The following is a 20,314-nucleotide window of genomic DNA, read 5'->3' as shown; positions in this document are numbered from 1 at the left end:
ACCCGAGCCCTCCGCCCGGACTGCGACACCCGGCCGCGGCACCAAGCCCGGCACCACGACCAGGCAAGCGGCGTATCATCGCGGCATGTCCAGACGCAACATCCCCGACCCGACCCGCGTACGCGAGGAAATCGCCCAGGCCGCGGCCCGCATGATCGCCGAGGACGGCGCCGACTACGCCACCGCCAAGCGCAAGGCCGCCAAGCAGCTCCTCGGCGACATGCGCGTTGCCGGCGAATGGCTGCCTGATAACGACATGATCGAGGAAGAAGTCCGCGCGTACCAGGCACTGTTCCATGCCGAGAGCCAGCCGCGCATCCTTGCGCTGCTGCGCCGGCTGGCCGTGCTGGCGATGGAAGACCTGGCCAGTTTCCGGCCTTATCTGGTCGGCGCGGTGCTCAACGGCACGGCCACCGAGCATTCCGATGTCTATCTGCAATGCTTCTGCGACAGTCCCAAGGACGTCGCGCTGCACCTGCTCAACGCCGGCGTGGACTTCGACACCAGCGAAAGCCGGCACTTCGCCGGCCGGGGCGACGTGGAGACGCTGAGCTTCCTGTGGCGCGGCCAATGGCCGGCGGCGCGCGAATGCCGCGCGCTGGCCGGCGAGGTCCGCGCGGAACTTGGCGCGCCGGTCGGCATTCATATTGCGCTGTACGATGCCATCGATGAACGCGGCGCCGTGCGGGCGGATGCCAGCGGGCGCGTCGCGCGTGCCGACCTGGCCGCCGTGCGCGCCCTGAGCACCCCCGAGCCGGCCGAACCGCCCGCGCCCTGATCCTCCGAACCCTCTCTATATAGATAGCGCCCCCAGATGACCGCCTCCGCACCCGGCTCCACCCCCATCCGCCGCTCCCGCCTGGGCCTGTGGCTCGTCGTTGCCATCGTGGCCGCCGCTGGCGGCGCCATCGTCGGTCATTTCGTGTTATCTCCCAAGCCGGTGGCCGACCAGGCCGTCGAGACCTTCTTCCAGACCAAGATGYCGGACCCCGCCGGGGTGGAACTGGATCTGACCAAGCTGCGCGGCAAGACCCTGGTGGTGAACTTCTGGGCGCCCTGGTGCGGCCCGTGCGTGGAAGAAATGCCCGAGTTGACGGCCTTGCATGGCGAATATGCCCAGCGCAACGTCGAATTCGTCGGCATCGGCATCGATTCGGCCAGCAATATCCAGCAGTTCCTCAAGAAGGTGCCGGTGGCCTATCCACTGGCCGTGGCCGGGTTCGCAGGCACCGAGCTGTCGCGCAGTTTCGGCAACGCGCAGGGTGGCCTGCCCTATACCGTGGTCATCAACCCCGACGGCTCGGTGAAATACCGCAAGATGGGCCGCGTGCACGCCGAGGAATTGCGCAAGGTGCTGCCCGGCGCGTGAAATCGGGCTTCTGGGCCGAAACACGGCCCAACTGCCCGGGATCTCCGCTCAATGGCGTGACTACCACCCCATTCTGAGCGCGCGGACACCAAAATCCGTGAGAAGACTCTGAAATGCGCCGACCACGCCACGTGGCCTTGTATCGCGTGCTAGACAAATCCCTCTAAGCTACGGTAATCTCCGCGCAATTTCGTTGATCTGGTCGAGCTACCGTGTCTTCAACTCCCGCCGAAAACGGCGCCGCGCGCTACCGGAAGGTGCTGGTCCTGCATGGACCGAACCTCAATATGCTGGGCACGCGCGAACCGCAGACGTACGGGCACACGACGCTCGCCGACATCAACGATGCGCTGGCAAAACGCGCCGCCACGGCTGGCCTGGATCTTGATACGTTCCAGTCCAACCATGAAGGGGCGCTGGTGGATCGTATCCAGGCAGCACGCGGCGAGGGGGTGGACTTCATCCTCATCAACCCGGCAGCCTATACGCACACCAGCGTAGCCCTGCGCGATGCCCTGGCCGCCGTGGCGATCCCGTTCGTGGAGATACATCTGTCGAACGTGCATCGCCGCGAACCGTTCCGTCATCACTCGTATTTCTCGGATCAGGCCGTGGGCGTGATCTGCGGCCTGGGCTGGCAGGGTTACCTGCTGGCGCTGGAATACGTGCTGGGGCAGACGGCCGCGGCCCCGGGCGATTGAAGGCTGCCCGCGCGTCGGCACAGCATCAGGAATGCCCGGACCCTGCCTCGCGGCCAGCGCGGCAGACCAATCAATGACTCACCGCCGCCGTTTCCTTCCCTCGGGAGGAGACCGGACAACCCGATTCTGGAGGATAAGAAGATGGACCTGCGCAAGCTGAAGACGCTGATCGACCTGGTGGCCGAATCCGGCATCTCGGAACTGGAAGTCACCGAAGGTGACGGCAAGGTACGCATCGTCAAGGCGCCGCCCCAGGTGATCGCCGCCCCGATGGCCATGCCCCAGATGCAGGCCCTGCCGGGCGCTGCCCCCGTCGCCCCGATGGCGCCGGCCGCCGCACCGGAAGCCGCCCAGGTTCCGTCGGGCCACGTCGTCACCTCGCCGATGGTCGGCACGTTCTACCGCGCACCGTCGCCGGGCGCCGCCCCGTTCGTGAACGTGGGCGACACCGTCAAGGAAGGCCAGACCGTCTGCATCATCGAGGCCATGAAGCTGCTCAACGAAATCGAGTGCGACAAGGCCGGCGTGATCAAGGAAATCCTAGTCGAGAACGGCCAGGCCGTCGAATACGGCCAACCGCTGTTCGTGATCGGCTGATGCGAGCCTGCCCGCCGCGCCCCCGTCGCCCGCGCCCAATCGGCCCCGGCACGGGGATCGGGGCGGGCCTGCATCGCCCCTGCTCCCCCATGCTTGGCACGCTTCAGGCCGCCGCGTGGCGCCCTGCTTTGCAACACCGGCCCCGCGCCGGGGCCCGACTTGCCGGGCCGGCACCCGTTCTCGCAGAGAGAGACCATGTTTGAAAAAATTCTGATCGCGAACCGGGGCGAAATCGCCCTTCGCATCCAGCGCGCCTGCCGCGAGCTGGGTATCAAGACCGTGGTGGTGTACTCGGAAGCCGACAAGGAAGCCAAGTACGTCAAGCTGGCCGACGAGGCCGTCTGTATCGGCCCGGCGCCGTCCCCGCTGTCGTACCTGAACATGCCGGCCATCATCTCGGCCGCCGAGGTCACCGACGCCCAGGCCATCCACCCGGGCTACGGCTTCCTGTCGGAGAACGCCGACTTCGCCGAGCGCGTGGAGAAGTCCGGCTTCGTCTTCATCGGCCCGACCTCGGACAGCATTCGCCTGATGGGCGACAAGGTGTCCGCCAAGCAGTCCATGATCAAGTCCGGCGTGCCGTGCGTGCCGGGCTCCGAAGGCGCCCTGCCCGACGACCCCAAGGAAATCCTGGCCACCGCGCGCCGCGTGGGCTATCCGGTCATCATCAAGGCCGCTGGCGGCGGTGGTGGCCGTGGCATGCGCGTGGTGCACACCGAGGCCGCGCTGATCAACGCCGTCAACATGACGCGCGAGGAAGCCGGCCGCGCCTTCGGCAACCCCGAGGTCTACATGGAGAAGTTCCTGGAGAATCCGCGCCACGTGGAAATCCAGATCCTGGCAGACCAGCACCGGCAAGCCATCTGGCTGGGCGAGCGTGACTGCTCGATGCAGCGCCGCCACCAGAAGGTGATCGAGGAAGCACCGGCCCCGCACATCCCGCGCCGCCTGATCGAGCGCATCGGCGACCGCTGCGCCGAGGCCTGCAAGAAGATCGGCTACCGGGGCGCCGGCACGTTCGAGTTCCTGTACGAGAACAACGAGTTCTACTTCATCGAGATGAACACGCGCGTGCAGGTGGAGCACCCGGTCACCGAGATGATCACGGGCATCGACATCGTGCAGGAACAGATCCGCATCGCCTACGGCGAGAAGCTGCGCTTCCGCCAGAAGGACGTGCAGATCCAGGGCCACGCCCTCGAGTGCCGGATCAACGCCGAGGACCCGTTCAAGTTCACGCCGTCGCCGGGCCGCATCACCGCCTGGCACATGCCGGGCGGCCCCGGCGTGCGGGTGGACTCGCACGCGTATGATGGCTACTTCGTGCCGCCTAACTACGATTCGATGATCGGCAAGATCATCACGTACGGCGCCACGCGTGACCAGGCCATCGCCCGCATGCGCATCGCGCTGTCGGAGATGGTGGTGGACGGCATCCTGACCAATGTGCCGCTGCACCGCGAACTGATGCTCGATGCCAACTTCGTCGAAGGCGGCACCAGCATCCATTATCTTGAACACCGCCTGGCCCAGAAGGCCGTGGCCAAGGGCGAGAAGGCCTGAGGCCCCGCCTCGGCCGGCATCGTCGCAGCAAGGAATCACGTGGCTTTCCAGGAATGTGTGATCGAAATTGCGCAGGAGCAGGCCGAGGCCTGGTCCGACGCATTGTTCGACCTCGGCGCGCTGTCGGTCTCGGTGGAAGACGCCGATGCCGACACGCCCGATGAGCAGCCACTGTTCGGCGAGCCCGGGCTCGAGCCGACGCGGCTGGCCTGGAACCGCTCGCGCGTGGTGGCCCTGTTCGATGACGAGACCGACCCGGCGCTCGTGGTGGCTGCGGCCGCCAACGCGCTGAATGTCGATCCGGTGCCGGACTTCGCGTTGCGCGCGGTGGAAGACCAGGACTGGGTGCGCCTGACCCAGTCGCAGTTCGCGCCGATCCGCATCGGCGAACGGCTCTGGGTGGTGCCGTCGTGGCACGACGCCCCGGAGCCGGACGCCGTGGTGCTGGAGCTGGACCCCGGCCTGGCCTTCGGCACGGGCAGCCATCCGACCACGCGGCTGTGCATGCAGTGGCTCGAGCAGAACGTGCGGGCCGGCGAGACCGTGCTCGATTACGGCTGCGGCTCGGGCATCCTGGCCATCGTCGCCAAGAAACTCGGTGCGGGCGATACGCTCGGCATCGACATCGATCCGAATGCCGTGGAGGCGTCGCGCTACAACGCGGAACGCAACCAGGTGGCGGCCACTTTCGCGCTGCCGGATTCCGTATCAGACGCCACCTACGACCTCGTGGTGGCCAATATCCTCTCCAATCCGCTCAAGCTGATGGCGGCCATGCTCAGTGCGCGCGTGCGCCCGGGCGGCCGGCTGATCCTCTCGGGCGTGCTGGAACGGCAGGCGGACGAAGTGGCCGCCGCCTATGCGCCCTGGCTGGCCATGTCGGTCTGGCGCAGCGAGGAAGGCTGGGTCTGCCTGCACGGCACCCGCGCCGACGCCGCCAGCTCCTCCGCCAACCCTTCCTGATTCGACACCATGGCTGCCGCCAAGCTTGTCACGCGTTGTCCGGCCTGCCGCACCGCGTTCCGGCTTGTGGCGGACCAGTTGCGCCTGCGCCAGGGCCTGGTCCGTTGCGGACAGTGCGATACCGTCTTCGACGCGCGCGAACACCTGATTGAAGTGCCGGTACCGGCCGCCTCGGCTGCCGCGCCGACGCCTGCGCCGGTGCCGACGACGGTGTCAACGACTGCCGGCCCGAGCGTGGCCGCTGCGCTGGCCCATGCCGAGCAGGCCCAGGCCAACGCGCGTGCCCATGCGCAGGAAACGCCGTTCGATCCGGGCTTCGATCCCGGCTATGACGTGCCGGCGCTCGATTCGCCGACCATGATGATGCCGGAGGCCGAGCAGCCGCCGGTACGGCAAGAGCCAGCACCCGAGGCGCCACCGGCGCCGCAGCCGGAAGTGGAACTGGGTCTGGCGCCGGAACATGAGAACGAAGTCGAGCCGGAACCGGTGGTTGTGCCAGAACCGGAACCGGCGCCCGTGGCGGAAGTTGCGCCCGAGCCGGAACCCGAACCCGAGCCCGAGCCCATAGAGGAAGCCGCAGCGCCCGCGCCTGTCGCGCCGTCGGCACCCTGGCCGACCCTCGATCATTCGGCCTTTGGCGAACCTCCCCCTGCCCCGGCGGCACCCGCCCCGGCCGTGCCGGCGCACTCGTCACTCGACCCCGCTGCGGCATTCGCCCCGGCGTCGGCCAGCCCGCCGCCGTCCGGCGCGTACAGCGCCAGGGCCGCGTGGCCGCCGGTGCCGTCCTCGAGTCCATCCCCCAGCCCCACGCCGGAGGCGGCCGAGTCGCTGCCGCCGACCAACCCCTTCCCGCATACCGAGCCGGTACGCAGCGCGAGCGAATACCTGCGTGCCGCCGATCCCACCGTGGCGCCGGCCGAGGAATTCGCGCGTGAAGGGGAGGACGATGTCGCGTCGGCCAGCCCCAATGCGCTCGATACGTCGCGCGAGGGCACGCCCGATGCCATCGCACGCGAATCCACCACGCGCCACTGGATCCGCCGCGAGGTATCGCCGGGCCCGGTCTTCGCCCCCGATTTCCTGCGCCACGCGCGTGACCGCGAACGCGCGCGCCCGGCACGCGCCAAGGTGGTCGTGCCTGTCAGCAAGCGCGTCTGGGTGCGCATCGCCGTGGTGCTGCTGGCCATCGGCGCGCTGCTGCAGGGCGCCTACCTCGGCCGCAGCCAGCTGGCCGGCCGCGTGCCGGTGCTGCGTCCGCTGCTCGAGGCCGCCTGTGCGCCACTTGGCTGCGAGGTGCCGCCCTGGCGCGACCTCGAAGCGCTGCGCATCGACAGCTCCCAGCTTCAGAAACAGGACGAGGCGACCGATGTTTACCAGCTCGCCGTCACCATGCGTAACCAGGGCCGCGCCACTACCGCGCTGCCCGCGATCGAACTGGTGATGACCGACCTGCAAGACCAGTTGCTGCTGCGCCGCGTGCTGCAACCGACCGAATACCTCGAGCCCGCGCAGCGTGCCTTCGCAACGCTGGGCCTGCGCGCGGGCAGCGAGCTGCCGGTTCGGGTACGATTCCGGACAGACCAGACGGCGGCCAACTACCGCGTGCTGATCTTCTACCCCTGATATCCAGCGCCCCGCCGCGCCGCCGGTTCGCACCGGGCAGCGCGGACGAACATCCCATCCCAGTACAGGAGTGACCATGAGCAATGTGACCCTCGGCGGCAACGCCATCGAAGTTGGCGGCAAGTTTCCCCAGGCAGGCGACAAGGCCCCCGACTTTTCCCTCGTGGGCAAGGACCTGAAGGATGTGAAGCTGGCCGACTTCGCCGGCAAGCGCAAGGTGCTGAACATCGTGCCGAGCCTGGATACGCCGGTGTGCCAGGCATCCGCCCGCAAGTTCAATGAAGCTGCCAGCACGCTGGACAACACCGTGGTGCTGACCATCTCGGCCGACCTGCCGTTCGCCATGGGCCGCTTCTGCACGGCCGAAGGCCTGGCCAACGTGGTGCCGCTCTCGACCATGCGTGGCGCCGAGTTCAAGAACGCCTATGGCGTGGACATCAAGACCGGCCCGCTGGCCGGCGTGGCCGCACGCGCCGTGGTCGTGCTCGACGAAAACAACGCTGTGAAGTACAGCGAACTCGTGCCCGAGATCAAGCAAGAACCGAACTACGACGCCGCCCTGGCCGCGTTGAAGTAAGCTGCCGGAGGCCTTCGGCATCACCGGTATCTGACAAGTACGAACGCCGCCCGTCTCCGCACGGGCGGCGTCTTTTTCAACCGTATCATCCGTATTCGATTGCGAGGAAGAATGGCCAGCTTGATCTGTGGCTCCGTTGCCTACGACACCATCATGACGTTCGACGGGCGCTTCCGCGAACACATCCTGCCCGACCAGATCCACATGCTGAACGTGTCGTTCCTGGTGCCGGGCATGCGGCGAGAGTTTGGCGGCTGCGCCGGCAACATCGCCTACACGCTCAAGATGCTCGGCGGCGAGCCAGTGGTGATGGGCACCGTGGGCGAGGACGCCGGCCCGTACCTGGACTACCTGCGCAAACTCGACATCGTCACGGATCACATCCGCACGCTGCCGGGCACCTTCACCGCGCAGGCGATGATCACGACCGATCTCGACAACAACCAGATCACCGCCTTCCACCCGGGCGCGATGAGCCAGTCGCAGCTGAACAGCGTGCAGGATGCGCTGACGGCCGGCCGCCAGCCCGCCCTGGGCATCGTGGCGCCGGACAGCCGCGAGGGCATGCTGCACCACGCGCAGCAGTTCGCCGAAGCCGGCATTCCGTTCATCTTTGATCTGGGTCAGGCCATGCCGCTGTTCAACGGCGAAGACCTGCGCCAGTTCATTGAACTCGCCAGCTACGTGACGGTCAATGACTACGAAGCGCAGGTCCTGCTGTCCCGCACGGCCTGGACCAGCGCCGAGGTTGCCGCCAAGGTTCGCGCGTTCATCGTGACGCACGGCGAGCGCGGCGCCAGCATCTTTGCCGATGGCCAGCAGTACGCCATTCCGGCCGTGCCCGCCGAACAGGTCGTCGACCCCACCGGTTGCGGCGACGCCTTCCGCGGCGGCCTGCTCTACGGCATCGAAAACGGGTTGGACTGGGAAACCACCGGCCGCCTCGCCTCGCTCATGGGCGCGCTCAAGATCGCCCGCCAGGGGCCGCAGAACCACTGGCTCTCGCGCGAGGACATTGGCAACCGGTTCCAGTCCGCATTCGGTTACCGCTACGCGTAACCCGGACGCTGCCCGGCGCCGTGCCCACAAGGCGGCGGCGCCCGGCCGGCATCCGCCGACATCGCGGAGCGCGGGTCTTTACGGGAAGGAAGTCAATCATGAGAAACATCGTGCCGAACATCGTCCGCACCGGCGGCGTGGCCGTCCTGGTGGCGGCAAGCCTGGTCTCGGGCTGCGCCAGCTGGTCGAACTCCAACAGCGTCTACACCTCGGGCCAGGCCCAGCGTGAGCAGACCGTGCGCTACGGCGTGGTGGAGGGCGTACGCGAGGTGCTGATCCAGGGCGGGCAGACCGGCGCGGGCACGCTGGCCGGTGGCGCCATCGGCGGCATCGCGGCGGGCAGCACCATCGGCGGCGGCAACGGCGCGATTGCGGCGGGCCTGCTGGGCGCAGTGATCGGCGGCCTGGCCGGCAGCGCGGCGGAGAACAAGATCCAGCAGCGTCGCGGCCTGGAGATCACGGTGAAGCTCGACAACGGCGAGATGCGCGCCATCACCCAGGAAGCCGACGAGGCGTTCCGACCCGGCGAGCGCGTGCGCCTGCTGTCCTCGGGCGGCGTGACGCGCGTGACCCACTGATCGCACCACGCACCCGGACCGGGCACACCGTGCCCGACCCCAACGCCGCGCGCCTCCGGGCCGCGGCGTTTTTCTTTGGGCGATAAAAAACCCGCCGGGCGAATGCCATCGGCGGGTCGGCAAGACAGCTGTCTTGCGGACCGGATACGAGGTATCCGGTCAGTGCGGCACGCGATGCGTGCCCTGGCGCTTCCCAGTTGTGATCGTTCGCACGAGGCGAAGCGATTACGGACGGGTACCCGTCGGGAACGGCCAGGCCGCAGCCGGGTTCAGCGCGGTCTTTGCAGCAGCAGCGGGTGCAACGGCAGGAGCCGCGGCAGGCTTGGCAGCAGGCGCCTTCTTGGCAGCCGGCTTCTTCGCAGCAGCCTTCTTGGCAGCCGGCTTCTTCGCAGCAGCCGGCTTCTTGGCAGCAGCAGGCTTCTTGGCAGCAGCAGGCTTCTTCGCAGCAGCCGGCTTCTTCGCAGCAGCAGCCTTCTTGGCCGGTGCAGCCTTCTTGGCCGGAGCGGCCTTCTTGGCTACAGCCTTCTTGGCGGCCGGCTTCTTGGCGGCAACGGCCTTCTTGGCCGGGGCCTTCTTGGCGGCTACCTTCTTGACCGCGGCCTTCTTGGCCGGGGCTGCCTTCTTGGCGACTACCTTCTTGGCTGCAACCTTCTTCGTTGCAACCTTCTTGGCGGCTACCTTCTTCACAGCGGCCTTCTTTGCCGGTGCCTTCTTGGCGGCTACCTTCTTGGCAGCAACCTTCTTCGTTGCAACCTTCTTGGCAGCAGCCTTCTTGGCGGCCGGAGCAGCCTTCTTGGCGGCGACCTTCTTCACGACGGCCTTCTTGGCGGCCGGCTTGGCGGCTTTCTTAGCCGCCGGCTTTTTCTTTGCAGCAGTTGCCATGGATAACTCCTTCACTAGCGTGAAATATCGAATGACCTAGGATGGCGACCCGACCGACCCGAAGCGCGATACCGCGTGACTCCAGTCGAGCGAGCGATTCATCGGCGCACGGCACAGCTTCGGTCGCACGCTAATGAATTCGGTGACAGGGATGCCGCGACACGCGGCGTTCAAGCGGCAGCGCAACGGACCCCCGCGGGCGGCAAAGCCAGCCTGCAGGCGGGTGTCCGGGGCATGCCGCGCCCTGGAATATTCGATTGGCCCGCGCCGCCCGTTACGTCGGCGCACGACCAGGAAAGAGGAGATATCGGTCAGCAGGCCTGCGGTGCGGGCATGGCCTCGCGCACGGCAGACGGCAATCATTCGGGGGTAGCTCGCCCATCCCGTCACTGGGCTACAGGAGACTGCACGCGTTTTGAGAAGCCGGTTCGGCTTGGTCTGCGTCAAAGTTCTGGTGCTCCTCGGCTACCCGCATTCACTGCATCGAGTCATCGCCATCATCGTTGCTTCTGCTTGTTGCTTGTCGCTGCGATACGTCGATGCAATGAACTGAGACTCTTGTCAAGGCGAATCATAATTCGTTTGTTCGATGATGTTAAGAAAAAAGTGCAAAAAAACTTGCGTGCGCGAGCGAGTCGATCTACTTCGCTCACGCATCGCGATGACAGCATCATCGACACGCTTGTTCATCTCGACTTCCACACGCCTTCCGAAGTTCCTCCGCGAGGTCGATGCGCGTCGATTCGATGGCGTCGCRCACTGCGTCGCACAGCCTCGCGTGACACCTCGCCGCCCTCGATCGCACACTGTCGAAGGCTGCCGAACGCGCCGTCAACACGCACGGCGGCGCGCCGCGCGATCCACCGGAAAGCCGCATGGATGTTGGCTTTCACGGCGATGGCATGTAATGCGCACGGTGCCTCGCCACGGCATGCTGGCCACGCACGCGCACGCCGCGATGGCCTCGCACGGCGACGCTCCGGCACTCGCTCGGCACGCTTCACGCGCATCGATGCGCGAGGGTTCGATGTCATCGCGTCGGACATGCGCCGACACCGCCGTGCGTCGATCCGACAGTTGCGCGAGTACGACGAAAGAGTGATGCGTCAACGCAACGGTTTGTCACCGTGCGCGATGCGATGACGATGTTTGGACACGCTTCGACACGTCATCGACACGCGCCGGCATCGCTTCGACAGCGCGCGACACCACCCGCGACACACCCGATGCAGCGTCGCACCGCGTGCGTGCGACACAGCGCTGCGTGGTCAGAGAACACAGCGTGCCGATGGGGTGTCGATGAGGTACCGGCCGAGCGTCCGCAGGCGCCCGGACGACCCCGGAGTTCCCCTTAGAGGAATGCTTCGGCCCCGCCGCGCGGCGTCGCATGCTGCACGGCATAATCCCGCAAACCCCCGTACGGCGGTCGATTGCGGGGGACGGCGGCGCACCGCTGGTGCGTACGCAAACGCGCAGTGGTGATTGCGGTGCGGCGCGCGCGCCAGTAGATTGGCGTCGCGACACCTTCGCACCATCCCGACACACTGAACCAGGAGACCCTCATGCGCATTTCCCTCCCACGCACGCTGCTGCGCGCCACCGTGTTCGCGGCCGCCTTCGCCGCCAGCGCCGTGGCGCTCGCGCAGGCCACGCCGGCCGGCACGTGGAAGACCATCGACGACGCCACCGGCAAGCCGCGCGGCGTGATCGAGATCACCGAGAAGGACGGCGTCTACAGCGGGCGCCTCGTGAAGAGCCTGGTGGAGACCGCCGAGAGCAAACCCAAGGTCTGCGACAAGTGCACCGACGCCCGCAAGGACCAGCCGGTCATCGGCATGACGCTGCTGACGGGCCTGCGCAAGACGGGCGACAACGAGTACACCGGCGGCGAGATCCTCGACCCCGAGACCGGCAAGCTTTACAAGTGCAAGATGGCGCTGGCGGACGACGGTAAGAAGCTCAACGTGCGCGGCTTCATCGGCATCAGCCTGATCGGCCGCACCCAGACCTGGGAACGCGATCATTGACCGGTCATCGGTTCCCGTACGCCGTCCTCGCCCTCCTCTCCCTCCTTGCCGTCACACTGTGCACAGCATGAATAGCGCCGCCGCCCGCCCCGGGCGCCGGCCGCCCTCCCCGCTGCGCTGATCCGCCGTCAGGCAATTGACAGCCGCATTCGGTACCATCGACGTCGGTACACACCACAACAGATACCGGAGACAAGCATGCGTATCCCCATCCATGGCGGGGCGATGGCCCTCGCCCTCGCCACCGCCGCGCTGTGCTGCACCGCCCCAGCCCATGCCGCCGACGCCTGGCCCAACCACGTGATCAAGTTCGTCGTGCCGTTCACGGCAGGCGGCGCCAACGACCTCGTCGCTCGCGCGGGGGCCGAGGCGGTGAGCAAGCGGATCGGCCAGCCCGTGGTGATCGAGAACCGGCCGGGCGCCGGCGGCGTGGTCGGCGCGGACTACGTCGCCAAGAGCAAGCCGGACGGCTACACCTTCCTGGTGGGCGCCGTGGGCACGGTCACCAACAGCCTGATTCGCACGAAGATGCCGTATGCGCCCGATGACCTCGTGCCGGTTGGGCTGATCGCGGTCAGCCCGTCGGTCATCGTCGCGTCGCCGTCGCTGCCGGTGAACAACCTCAAGGATCTGATCGAGTACTCGAAGAAGCAGGGTGGCGCGCCGTTCGCCACCGCCGGCAGCGGCAGCACGCCCCACTTCGTCGAGGAGATGCTCAAGGAGAAGGGCGCGCAGCTGACCGTGGTGCCGTACAAGAGCGGCTCGGAGAGCATCACGGCGGTGATCGGCGGCCAGGTGGCGGCGACTTCGGAGGCCAGCGTGGTGGTATTGCCACAGATCAAGGCCGGCAAGCTCAAGGCGCTGGGCGCAACCTGGGACAAGCGCATGGCTGCCGCACCCAACATCCCCACCACGGCCGAGCAGGGCCTGCCCGAGGTGCGGATCGGCCATTGGGCCGGCATCTTCGCGCCGAAGGGCACGGATCCGGCGATCATCAAGCGGCTGAATGCGGAGCTGACCGCCGGCATGCAGACGCCGGAGATCCGCGAGCGGCTGCTGCCAAACGGCATCGAGCCGGCGGGCGGCTCGGTGGAGAGCTTCGTCGCGTTCATCCATGCCGAGCGCGAGCGGCTCGGTCGCCTGGCGAAGAACGCGCACATGACCGCCGAGTAACGATTACAACGCTGTGACGACGCTGTGACGAGATAACGGCCCGCATCGACGGGCCGTTTTCGTTTTTCTGCTATGCCAGCGAGGCCGGCACCGCTTACATCCGGTACCGCAGCGTGGCCACCACGCTACGCGGCGCGCCGGGCATGTTCAGGTTCGGACTCGAACCGTGCGCGGAGACGATGTAGCCCTGGTTGAAGAGGTTGTAGACATTGAGCTGGGCCTCGAACGGGCCCCGGCGGTACCAGGCCATCATGTCGGCCGTGACATAGCCGGGCAGCGTGACCGTGTTGGCCGGATCGGCCATGCGCGCGCCGACGAGGTTCAGGCCGCCACCCACGCCAAAGCCATGTCCGAGCGACTTGGTCAGCCATAGGTTGCCCGAGTGGCGCGGCGTCAGCGTGGCGCGCTTGCCTTCCAGCGCGGCGGTCGACTTCGTCACCGTGGCATCCAGGTAGGCATAGCCGGCCAGCACCTTCCAGCCCTGCCCCAGCTCGGCGGCGCCGCTCAGCTCCACGCCGTCGGTGCGCTGCTCGCCAATCGGCATCAGGGCCGTGCCGGTGGCATTCGCCACCTTGATATTGCTGCGCTCGAGCCGGAACACCGACACCGTGGTGCTGGCCTTGCCGTCCAGGAAGTCGTACTTGGCGCCCAACTCGGTATTGTTGGTGGTCTCCGGTGCCAGTTCGGCGTTGTTGGCGGCCAACGAGAAGTTCTCGCCCGACGGCTGGAACGACTTGCTCCACGACAGGTAGTAGGACTGCACCTTCGACGGCTGCCACACCAGCCCCGCGCGCGGGCTCCAGTTGTTGTCGGTGCGCGCCAGGTTGGGCTGGCCCGGCCGGCGCTCGATGGTCTCCTGCTCGAAGCGGTCGTAGCGCACGCCCACCAGCGCCTTCCAGTGCTCGGTCAGCGTCATCATGTCCTGCGTGTACAGGCCGAGCGTCTTGAAGATGCCGAGGTTGTTGGCCGATGGCGTGCCGCCCACCAGCAGCGGCAGCACGGGCAGCACCGGGTTGAACAGGTTCACCGTGGCCACGTTGTTGCGCGAGTAGTTGACCAGGTCCTTGTTCTGCTGGCCGACTTCCACCCCGTAGAGCAGTTCGTGCTGCATCCCGAAGAGTGTGGACTTCTGCGTCAGGTCGGTCTGGTTGAACCAGCCGTGTTCTTCGCGATACACATTGGAACGATTGAACGACACGGTCTGGGCCACCTCGTTGACCGTGCCGGACAGCGTGTTGTTACGGTCGAGCGAGTAATGGTAGTAGCGCGTGGCGTTGCGGATCGACCAGTTCTCATTGAAGCGATGGTTGATCGTGGCCGTGCCCGAGTACACGCGCGACTCCGAGGTATCCACATCGCGCGCGTTGGCCGCGCCGTAGTAGGTGGAGGGCCGCACGTTCACCGGACGGCCCCGGTACGCCGGAATGCCGAAGTCGGTAACGCGCTTGTCCTCGAGGTAATCGGCCTGCAGCAACACCGTGGTCTGGGGCGCGAGGCGCAGCTCCAGCGACGGCGCGATCGCCGAGCGGCGCAGGAATTGCTGCGAGCGGTAGCTGTCGGCATCCTCCAGCGCGCCGGTCAGGCGGAACGCCGCGGCGCCGTTGCCGAACACCTTGCCGACGTCGACTTCGGCCCGCTTGTCGGCCCACGAGCCGTAGCTGAAGCTGAAGTCGGCCACGTCGATGCCCGGCTTCTTGGTCACGCGGTTGATCAGGCCGCCGGACGAGCCCCGGCCATACAGCACGGCGGCCGGGCCCTTGATGACTTCCACGCGGTCGACGTTGGAGAGGTCGCGGAAGTACAGCGCGTCGTCACGGATGCCGTCCACGAACTGGTCGGCGATGGCCGAGAAGCCACGGATCGACACTTGGTCACGCTGGCCGTCGCCGGTGGAAAAGCTCACGCCCGGCACGTTCTTGAGGACGTCCTGCATCGAGTTGGCATGCTGGTCCTGCATGACCTCGCTGGTGACCACGTTGACGGTCTGCGGAATGTCGCGCAGCGGCGCCTCGGTACGCGTGGCGCTGACCGCGTTGGGCGGGTTGTAGCCGGCGCCAAGCTCCCGGCTGACGTCCGCCTTGACGGTGACCGCAGGCAGCTCCTGCGGCGCGGGCGCGGGGGTTTCCGACTGTGCGTGGGCGATGCCGGCAGGCAAGGCGTGGGCAGCGAACAGTGCGAGGACGGCAGTCCGCACCGCATGTGGCTTTTGACTCATATTTCCCTGTAATGCGTTGTAATATTTTTACGAAAATGCGACGCATTATCATTTGCTGGGGGACGCGAGGTCAACGCATCACGCGAAGAATATGCAAAGTCAGACATATTTGCGCCGCTTGCGGCGCATTTACGTCGAACGATAACAGCCGTCAGCCGAGCTGCTCGCTCAGCGCGAGGCGCGCTTCGCCGATGAATTCGCTCTCGCCGCGCCGGGCGGGCAGCAGGTAGAACTCGGCATCGGGCAGTGCCGGCAGGCGCCAGCGCGAGACGGCGGCGGTATCGAGCGGCGTCACGCCCGGCCCGATGGCCGACGCATTGAGGCAGGACACGCCAAGCCCCGCCGCCAGCGCCAGGTGCAGCCCTGCCACGCCGGACGCCGAGTGGGCGATGTCGAACGCGCGCTTCCGGCGCATGAGCAGTTGCACCACGAACTGGTGCATCGAGCAGGTGTCGGGCAGTAGTACCAGCGGCAGCGTGGGCTGCGGCGACTCCGCGATCTCCGGCGCGGCCACCCAGGCCAGCCCTTCACGCCGCAGCAGCGTGCCGGCACGATCGCCGCGCTCTGACCGTTCGGCGCGCGTTGCGCGGATCAGCCGCATGCTGAGGCCGATGTCGAAGGTGTCCAAGTCAGCGGCGGCCTCGATCGCGGCGCTCTTCATCACCGTGACGTGCAGTTTCAGATACGGATAGCGGTCTCGCAGACGGCGCAGCATGCCGGCAATCTCGCCCGGCCGGAAGTAATCGGTCACGGCAAGCCGCAGTTCGCCGTCGAGCGTGCGGCCGCGCAGTTCCTGCATCGCCATGTCGTTCAGCGAGAGGATGCGGCGCGCGTATTCCAACAGCCGCGCACCGGCCGGCGTGACCGCCGCGCCCTTCTTGCCGCGCGTGAGCAGCGGCACGCCGGCGCGCTCCTCCAGCTTGCGCAACTGCTCGCTGACCGACGACTGCGACAGGAACAGGCGCGGCGCCGCCGCAGACAGGCTGCCGCTGTCGGYCACCGTCACGAAAGTCTTCAACTGATCGGTCTCGAATCCCCGCATGGCGCCTGCTCCCGTCCCTGGTCACACCCCACTATCTCGCATTTTTACGATTCGGTGCTACCGATGGATGGTATCGCATATTCCTGCTTTTCCGATGTAACGGCGACCACTACGATAGTTTCCACGACACCGATTTCCGGTTCGCACCATCCAGAACAAGGAGCCAGCCATGCCCCACATCAACCTCCAGATCTCCGGCCAGCCCGACGCCGAACTGACCCGCCGCGCCGCAGCCACCGTGGCCGAGCTGACCCAGCGCATCCTGCGCAAGGAAGAGAACGTCATCGCCGTCACGGTGGGCTACCTGCCGCGCGAGCAATGGATCATCGGCGGCAAGGCGCTGTCCGACCGCAGCGACGGCCGCAACGCCTTCCAGCTCGACATCAGCGTGACCGACGAAACCAACACCAAGGCCGAGAAGGCGCTGTACCTGAAGGAGACGTTCGCCGCGCTCTCCGAGGTGATTGGCGATGTGAACAAGGTGTCGTATATCCACGTCATCGACGCCCGCGCGGCCGCCTACGGCTATGGCGGACTGAGCCAGGAATACCGGCACCAGCACGGTTGAGTGGCTCCGCCGCGCCGGCCACCTTGTGCCGGCCGGCAATGTTAACTAGTGTGATGGAGCGCGGCGTGGCCGGCACGCCGCCTCATGACACCGGAGCCAATCGATGAAGACCGTCACGCTGCCCGGCGGCGAGCGCGTGCCCGCGCTGGGCATGGGTACCTGGAATATCGGCGATCACCGCAACACGCGGGCCGAGGAAATCGCCACGCTGCGGCTCGGGCTGGACCTCGGGCTGCGGCTGATCGACACCGCTGAAATGTATGGCGAGGGGTTGTCCGAATCGCTGATCGGCGAGGCCATCGCGGGCCGGCGCGACGAGGTGTTCCTCGTCAGCAAGGTCTACCCGCACAACGCCAGCCACGAGGGCGTGGTGGCCGCGTGCGAGCGCAGCCTGCGCCGGCTGGGTACCGACCGGCTCGACCTCTACCTGCTGCACTGGCGCGGCGGCGTGCCGCTCGAGGAGACCATGGCGGCGTTCCTGGCGCTGCGCGAGGCCGGCAAGATCCGACATTTCGGCGTCAGCAACCTGGACCTGTCCGATATGGAAGAGCTGTGGGAGGTGCCGGGCGGCGACGAGGTGGCGGCGAACCAGCTGCTCTACAACCTGAGCCGGCGCGGCATCGAATTCGATTTGTTGCCATGGCAGCGTGCACGCGGCGTGCCGGTCATGGCCTATTCCCCGATCGAGCAGGCCCGGCTGCTGCGCCATGCAGGGCTCCAGCGCTTTGCCAAGGCGCACGGCATGACGCCGGCCCAGGCGGCGCTGGCCTGGCTGCTGGCCTCGGACGACATCATCGCCATTCCCAAGACCGGCAGCCGCGACCGCCTGCGCGAGAACCTCGGCGCGCTGGAGCACCCCCTGAGAGCAGAACAGCTTGCCGAACTCGACAAGCTGTTTCCGCCGCCACGCCGGGCCGAGCCGCTGGCGATGCTCTGACTATATATATATAGGGGATGGGAGCGTCCGACCCGGCGATCAGCGCTGGCCGGACTTGTAGCGCTCCACCTCCACGTAGCGCGTCAGGTAGGTGCGCGCCTTCTCGCGGGTGTCGGTGGTCACGCGGTCAGCCGCCTGCCGGGCGCTGGTCTGGCCGTGCGCCGAACTCATCTGGGCCGAGAGATAGGACTGGAAGGCGTCGTGCATCACGCCGAGCTGCGCCTTGCAGGCGTCGAGGGCGCCGGCGGCCACATCCTTCGAGGTGCCCTTGCCCTTCGCGCCGTCGTCGGCCTTGTCCTGCACGCATTCCATGTACTTGGCGCGCTCGGCCTGCCAGCCTGAGTTCAGCGTGGCGACTTCTTGCTTCTGGCTCGGGGTCTCCACGGAGGCCGGGGACGCGCACGCCGCCAGCAGCACCACGGGCACGATCGCGCCGAAGGAAATCAAGGGAGAGAGGGGGGCGAATGTCTTTTTCATGGTCGACAGACCGTCCGCACGGGCGGGCGGTTCCTAAAGTGCGCTGGCGCATTTGCAAGAAAGTATGTCAGCCCGCGTGTCAGAGTCTCTCCTGCCCAGTGTCAGACAAAATCGCATTTAACAATGTGCGCTTGACGCCTATGCTTTAGAGGCGGTTGCAACACACCACCCTCCTGGAGGAAATAATGAAACGTCGAACCTTCCTGTCCGCTGGCGGTGCCGGTCTTGTCACGGTTTCCGGTCTGTCCCTTGGCGCGCTTTCGCTCGCCGGCTGTACTACCACGGGCCCGGGCGATTCGGGCGACAAGACCGCCAAACGGCGCGAGATTGACGCCGGCGCCACGGACACGCTGAATCGGCTGTATTCCACGGTCAAGGGGTCGCAGGACCTTGGCAACAAGGCACGCGGCATCCTGGTTTTCCCGAAACTGCTGTCGGCAGGCTTCGTGGTGGGCGGCGAGTATGGCGATGGGGTGCTGCGCTCCGGCGGCGCCAATCGCGGCTACTACCGCGCCATCTCGGGGTCCATCGGCTGGCAGATCGGCGCGCAATCCAAGGCGTTCGTGCTGATGTTCCTGACGCAGGATTCGTACGACAAGTTCGTGCGCAGCAATGGATGGCAGGTCGGCGCCGACGCCACCGTGGCACTGGCCACCATCGGCGCCAACGGGCAGCTGGACACCAATACGGCCCAGCATCCGATTGTCGGCTTCGCCATGACCAACGCGGGTCTGATGGCCGGCCTGAGCCTCGAAGGCACCAAGATCTCGAAGCTCGATATTTGAGATCGCTTTGCATTCGCATTGCGATCCGCACCGGCACCGCCGGCTTGGCCCGGCGGCATGGCGCGCACTGACGCGGAGAGCGTGACCTCCGCGCCGTGCGCGCCTTTTTCTTGCCGCCCCATTTCCCGCCCCATTTCCCGCCCCATTTCCCGCCCCATTTCCCGCCATTTCTCGGCACCGCCCGCTCAACCAGATAGAATTCGACCCTTTCCGTTCTCGTGGCCGAATACTCATGTGGTTTAAGAATCTCCAGATTCATCGCTTCACCGCCCCGTGGACCCTCAGCGCCGAAGACGTAGAGGCCAGCCTGGCGAAACACGCCTTCTTCCCCGGCACCAGCCTGGAACCGCAAACCCAGGGCTGGGCATCTCCGCGCGACAACGGCCAGCTTGTGCACTGCGTCAACAAGCAGATGCTGCTGGTGCTCCGTACCGAAAAGAAGCTGCTGCCGGCCACCGTGGTCAATCAGGTGACCAAGGCGCGCGCCACCGAGCTGGAAGAGCAGCAGGGCTTCAAGCCGGGCCGCAAGCAGATCAAGGAACTGAAGGAACAGATCACCGAGGAACTGCTGCCGCGCGCCTTCAGCATCCGCCGCGACACCCGCGTCTGGATCGATCCCGTGAACGGCTGGCTGGCCATCGACGCCGCCGCCACGGCCAAGGCCGATGAAGTGCGCGGCATGCTGTTCAAAGCCATCGATCCGCTGCCGGTGGCGGGCCTGCACGTGAACCAGTCGCCGGTGGCGGCCATGACCGAATGGCTGTCCACTGACACCGCGCCCGCCGGGTTCACCGTCGACCAGGAAATCGAGCTGCAATCGAGCGCCGAATCCAAGGCCACGGTGCGTTACGTGCGCCATCCGCTCGACCCCGAGGACCTGCGCCGCCATATCGCCGCCGGCAAGCGCTGCACGCGGCTGGCCATGACCTGGAACGACCGCGTGTCCTTCGTGCTGACCGAGAACCTGGCGGTCAAGCGCGTGGCGCCGCTGGACGTGATCAAGGAACAGGCCGACGGCACGCTGCATGACGAAGCCGAGCGCTTCGACGCCGATTTCGCGCTGATGGCGGGCGAACTGGCCGGCCTGCTGCGCGACCTGACCGACGCGCTCGGCGGCGAGCGCAAGGCCGACGGCAGCGCCGCCAGCCAGCCCGAGGTCCGCAAGGCCGCCTGACGGC

20 protein-coding genes are annotated in these 20,314 nt (G+C 66.8%); 16 read left to right on the top strand and 4 right to left on the bottom strand.

The genetic code is table 11. From position 1 onward, the window contains the following. Positions 1-85: 85 nt before the first annotated feature. From AC1DEL_RS24210 to AC1DEL_RS24165, 10 genes are all read left to right on the top strand, one after another. Positions 86-778: a UDP-N-acetylmuramate--alanine ligase gene (locus AC1DEL_RS24210; protein ID WP_477126281.1), complete on the top strand. Its 693-nt coding sequence runs from the start codon at positions 86-88 to the stop codon at positions 776-778. Between the two features lie 36 nt (positions 779-814). Then, positions 815-1,369: a TlpA family protein disulfide reductase gene (locus tag AC1DEL_RS24205; protein WP_477159200.1), complete on the top strand. Its 555-nt coding sequence runs from the start codon at positions 815-817 to the stop codon at positions 1,367-1,369. Between the two features lie 212 nt (positions 1,370-1,581). Then, on the top strand, positions 1,582-2,070 hold the full coding sequence (gene aroQ / locus AC1DEL_RS24200) for a type II 3-dehydroquinate dehydratase (RefSeq protein ID WP_441592237.1): 489 nt from the start codon (positions 1,582-1,584) through the stop codon (positions 2,068-2,070). A 141-nt stretch (positions 2,071-2,211) separates the two neighbouring features. Next, positions 2,212-2,667, top strand: coding sequence for an acetyl-CoA carboxylase biotin carboxyl carrier protein (gene accB / locus AC1DEL_RS24195; protein WP_092298693.1), 456 nt, complete (start codon positions 2,212-2,214; stop codon positions 2,665-2,667). Positions 2,668-2,862: 195 nt separating this feature from the next. Beyond that, the gene (gene accC, locus AC1DEL_RS24190; RefSeq protein ID WP_092298690.1) at positions 2,863-4,230 is read left to right on the top strand and encodes an acetyl-CoA carboxylase biotin carboxylase subunit; all 1,368 of its coding nucleotides are present in this window, start codon (positions 2,863-2,865) and stop codon (positions 4,228-4,230) included. Between the two features lie 39 nt (positions 4,231-4,269). Further along, complete coding sequence (prmA, locus tag AC1DEL_RS24185) at positions 4,270-5,193, top strand: 50S ribosomal protein L11 methyltransferase (RefSeq protein WP_092298687.1); 924 nt, start codon at positions 4,270-4,272, stop codon at positions 5,191-5,193. A 9-nt stretch (positions 5,194-5,202) separates the two neighbouring features. Further along, positions 5,203-6,816 carry a DUF3426 domain-containing protein gene (locus AC1DEL_RS24180; protein ID WP_477126282.1) on the top strand — a complete coding sequence of 538 codons (1,614 nt, stop codon included), beginning with the start codon at positions 5,203-5,205 and terminating at the stop codon, positions 6,814-6,816. Between the two features lie 76 nt (positions 6,817-6,892). Then, positions 6,893-7,393 carry a thiol peroxidase gene (tpx, locus tag AC1DEL_RS24175; protein WP_092298681.1) on the top strand — a complete coding sequence of 167 codons (501 nt, stop codon included), beginning with the start codon at positions 6,893-6,895 and terminating at the stop codon, positions 7,391-7,393. A 111-nt stretch (positions 7,394-7,504) separates the two neighbouring features. After that, positions 7,505-8,452: a carbohydrate kinase family protein gene (locus tag AC1DEL_RS24170; protein ID WP_092298678.1), complete on the top strand. Its 948-nt coding sequence runs from the start codon at positions 7,505-7,507 to the stop codon at positions 8,450-8,452. Positions 8,453-8,550: 98 nt separating this feature from the next. Continuing rightward, positions 8,551-9,030 (top strand): outer membrane lipoprotein, encoded by a 480-nt coding sequence (locus AC1DEL_RS24165; RefSeq protein ID WP_369823518.1) that lies wholly within the window; start codon positions 8,551-8,553, stop codon positions 9,028-9,030. A 225-nt stretch (positions 9,031-9,255) separates the two neighbouring features. Here the strand turns inward: AC1DEL_RS24165 and AC1DEL_RS24160 are convergent, their stop codons facing one another. Continuing rightward, positions 9,256-9,912: a histone H1-like DNA-binding protein gene (locus tag AC1DEL_RS24160; RefSeq protein ID WP_477106059.1), complete on the bottom strand. Its 657-nt coding sequence runs from the start codon at positions 9,910-9,912 to the stop codon at positions 9,256-9,258. A gap of 1,562 nt (positions 9,913-11,474) precedes the next feature. Between AC1DEL_RS24160 and AC1DEL_RS24155 the strand changes: the two genes are divergently transcribed. Further along, on the top strand, positions 11,475-11,939 hold the full coding sequence (locus AC1DEL_RS24155) for a DUF2147 domain-containing protein (protein WP_092298671.1): 465 nt from the start codon (positions 11,475-11,477) through the stop codon (positions 11,937-11,939). 198 nt (positions 11,940-12,137) lie between these two features. After that, on the top strand, positions 12,138-13,112 hold the full coding sequence (locus AC1DEL_RS24150) for a Bug family tripartite tricarboxylate transporter substrate binding protein (protein WP_477126283.1): 975 nt from the start codon (positions 12,138-12,140) through the stop codon (positions 13,110-13,112). Between the two features lie 94 nt (positions 13,113-13,206). Here AC1DEL_RS24150 and AC1DEL_RS24145 read toward each other — a convergent pair whose 3' ends face one another. Further along, entirely contained in the window at positions 13,207-15,327 is a 2,121-nt protein-coding gene (locus AC1DEL_RS24145) for a TonB-dependent receptor (protein WP_477126284.1), read from the bottom strand. A gap of 151 nt (positions 15,328-15,478) precedes the next feature. Beyond that, positions 15,479-16,369 carry a LysR family transcriptional regulator gene (locus tag AC1DEL_RS24140; protein ID WP_477159199.1) on the bottom strand — a complete coding sequence of 297 codons (891 nt, stop codon included), beginning with the start codon at positions 16,367-16,369 and terminating at the stop codon, positions 15,479-15,481. Between the two features lie 169 nt (positions 16,370-16,538). Here AC1DEL_RS24140 and AC1DEL_RS24135 point away from each other — a divergent pair, with 169 nt between their 5' ends. Continuing rightward, a complete protein-coding gene (locus AC1DEL_RS24135; protein WP_092298663.1) occupies positions 16,539-16,937 on the top strand; it encodes a tautomerase family protein in 399 nt (132 codons plus the stop codon). A gap of 103 nt (positions 16,938-17,040) precedes the next feature. Next, a complete protein-coding gene (locus AC1DEL_RS24130) occupies positions 17,041-17,874 on the top strand; it encodes an aldo/keto reductase (RefSeq protein ID WP_454757347.1) in 834 nt (277 codons plus the stop codon). Positions 17,875-17,913: 39 nt separating this feature from the next. Here AC1DEL_RS24130 and AC1DEL_RS24125 read toward each other — a convergent pair whose 3' ends face one another. Continuing rightward, on the bottom strand, positions 17,914-18,351 hold the full coding sequence (locus AC1DEL_RS24125) for a hypothetical protein (protein WP_255370931.1): 438 nt from the start codon (positions 18,349-18,351) through the stop codon (positions 17,914-17,916). 185 nt (positions 18,352-18,536) lie between these two features. Between AC1DEL_RS24125 and AC1DEL_RS24120 the strand changes: the two genes are divergently transcribed. Both AC1DEL_RS24120 and AC1DEL_RS24115 read left to right on the top strand, forming a co-directional pair. Further along, positions 18,537-19,136 (top strand): BPSL1445 family SYLF domain-containing lipoprotein, encoded by a 600-nt coding sequence (locus AC1DEL_RS24120; protein ID WP_092298659.1) that lies wholly within the window; start codon positions 18,537-18,539, stop codon positions 19,134-19,136. A gap of 232 nt (positions 19,137-19,368) precedes the next feature. Next, complete coding sequence (locus AC1DEL_RS24115; RefSeq protein ID WP_441592228.1) at positions 19,369-20,310, top strand: recombination-associated protein RdgC; 942 nt, start codon at positions 19,369-19,371, stop codon at positions 20,308-20,310. Positions 20,311-20,314 lie beyond the last annotated feature (4 nt).

It is taken from the genome of Cupriavidus sp. 10L43_2 (assembly GCF_056395265.1).
The sequence above is the reverse complement of the archived record's forward strand: the minus strand, read 5'-3'. Positions and strand labels throughout refer to the sequence as shown.

Coding starts and splice junctions, on each gene's coding strand:
- AC1DEL_RS24165 (WP_369823518.1), top strand. CDS start 8,551: ATGAGAAACATCGTGCCGAACATCGTCCGCACCGGCGGCGTGGCCGTC.
- AC1DEL_RS24180 (WP_477126282.1), top strand. CDS start 5,203: ATGGCTGCCGCCAAGCTTGTCACGCGTTGTCCGGCCTGCCGCACCGCG.
- AC1DEL_RS24120 (WP_092298659.1), top strand. CDS start 18,537: ATGAAACGTCGAACCTTCCTGTCCGCTGGCGGTGCCGGTCTTGTCACG.
- AC1DEL_RS24130 (WP_454757347.1), top strand. CDS start 17,041: ATGAAGACCGTCACGCTGCCCGGCGGCGAGCGCGTGCCCGCGCTGGGC.
- tpx (WP_092298681.1), top strand. CDS start 6,893: ATGAGCAATGTGACCCTCGGCGGCAACGCCATCGAAGTTGGCGGCAAG.
- AC1DEL_RS24125 (WP_255370931.1), bottom strand. CDS start 18,351: ATGAAAAAGACATTCGCCCCCCTCTCTCCCTTGATTTCCTTCGGCGCG.
- AC1DEL_RS24115 (WP_441592228.1), top strand. CDS start 19,369: ATGTGGTTTAAGAATCTCCAGATTCATCGCTTCACCGCCCCGTGGACC.
- accB (WP_092298693.1), top strand. CDS start 2,212: ATGGACCTGCGCAAGCTGAAGACGCTGATCGACCTGGTGGCCGAATCC.
- AC1DEL_RS24150 (WP_477126283.1), top strand. CDS start 12,138: ATGCGTATCCCCATCCATGGCGGGGCGATGGCCCTCGCCCTCGCCACC.
- AC1DEL_RS24210 (WP_477126281.1), top strand. CDS start 86: ATGTCCAGACGCAACATCCCCGACCCGACCCGCGTACGCGAGGAAATC.
- AC1DEL_RS24160 (WP_477106059.1), bottom strand. CDS start 9,912: ATGGCAACTGCTGCAAAGAAAAAGCCGGCGGCTAAGAAAGCCGCCAAG.
- AC1DEL_RS24155 (WP_092298671.1), top strand. CDS start 11,475: ATGCGCATTTCCCTCCCACGCACGCTGCTGCGCGCCACCGTGTTCGCG.
- accC (WP_092298690.1), top strand. CDS start 2,863: ATGTTTGAAAAAATTCTGATCGCGAACCGGGGCGAAATCGCCCTTCGC.
- AC1DEL_RS24145 (WP_477126284.1), bottom strand. CDS start 15,327: ATGAGTCAAAAGCCACATGCGGTGCGGACTGCCGTCCTCGCACTGTTC.
- AC1DEL_RS24135 (WP_092298663.1), top strand. CDS start 16,539: ATGCCCCACATCAACCTCCAGATCTCCGGCCAGCCCGACGCCGAACTG.
- AC1DEL_RS24170 (WP_092298678.1), top strand. CDS start 7,505: ATGGCCAGCTTGATCTGTGGCTCCGTTGCCTACGACACCATCATGACG.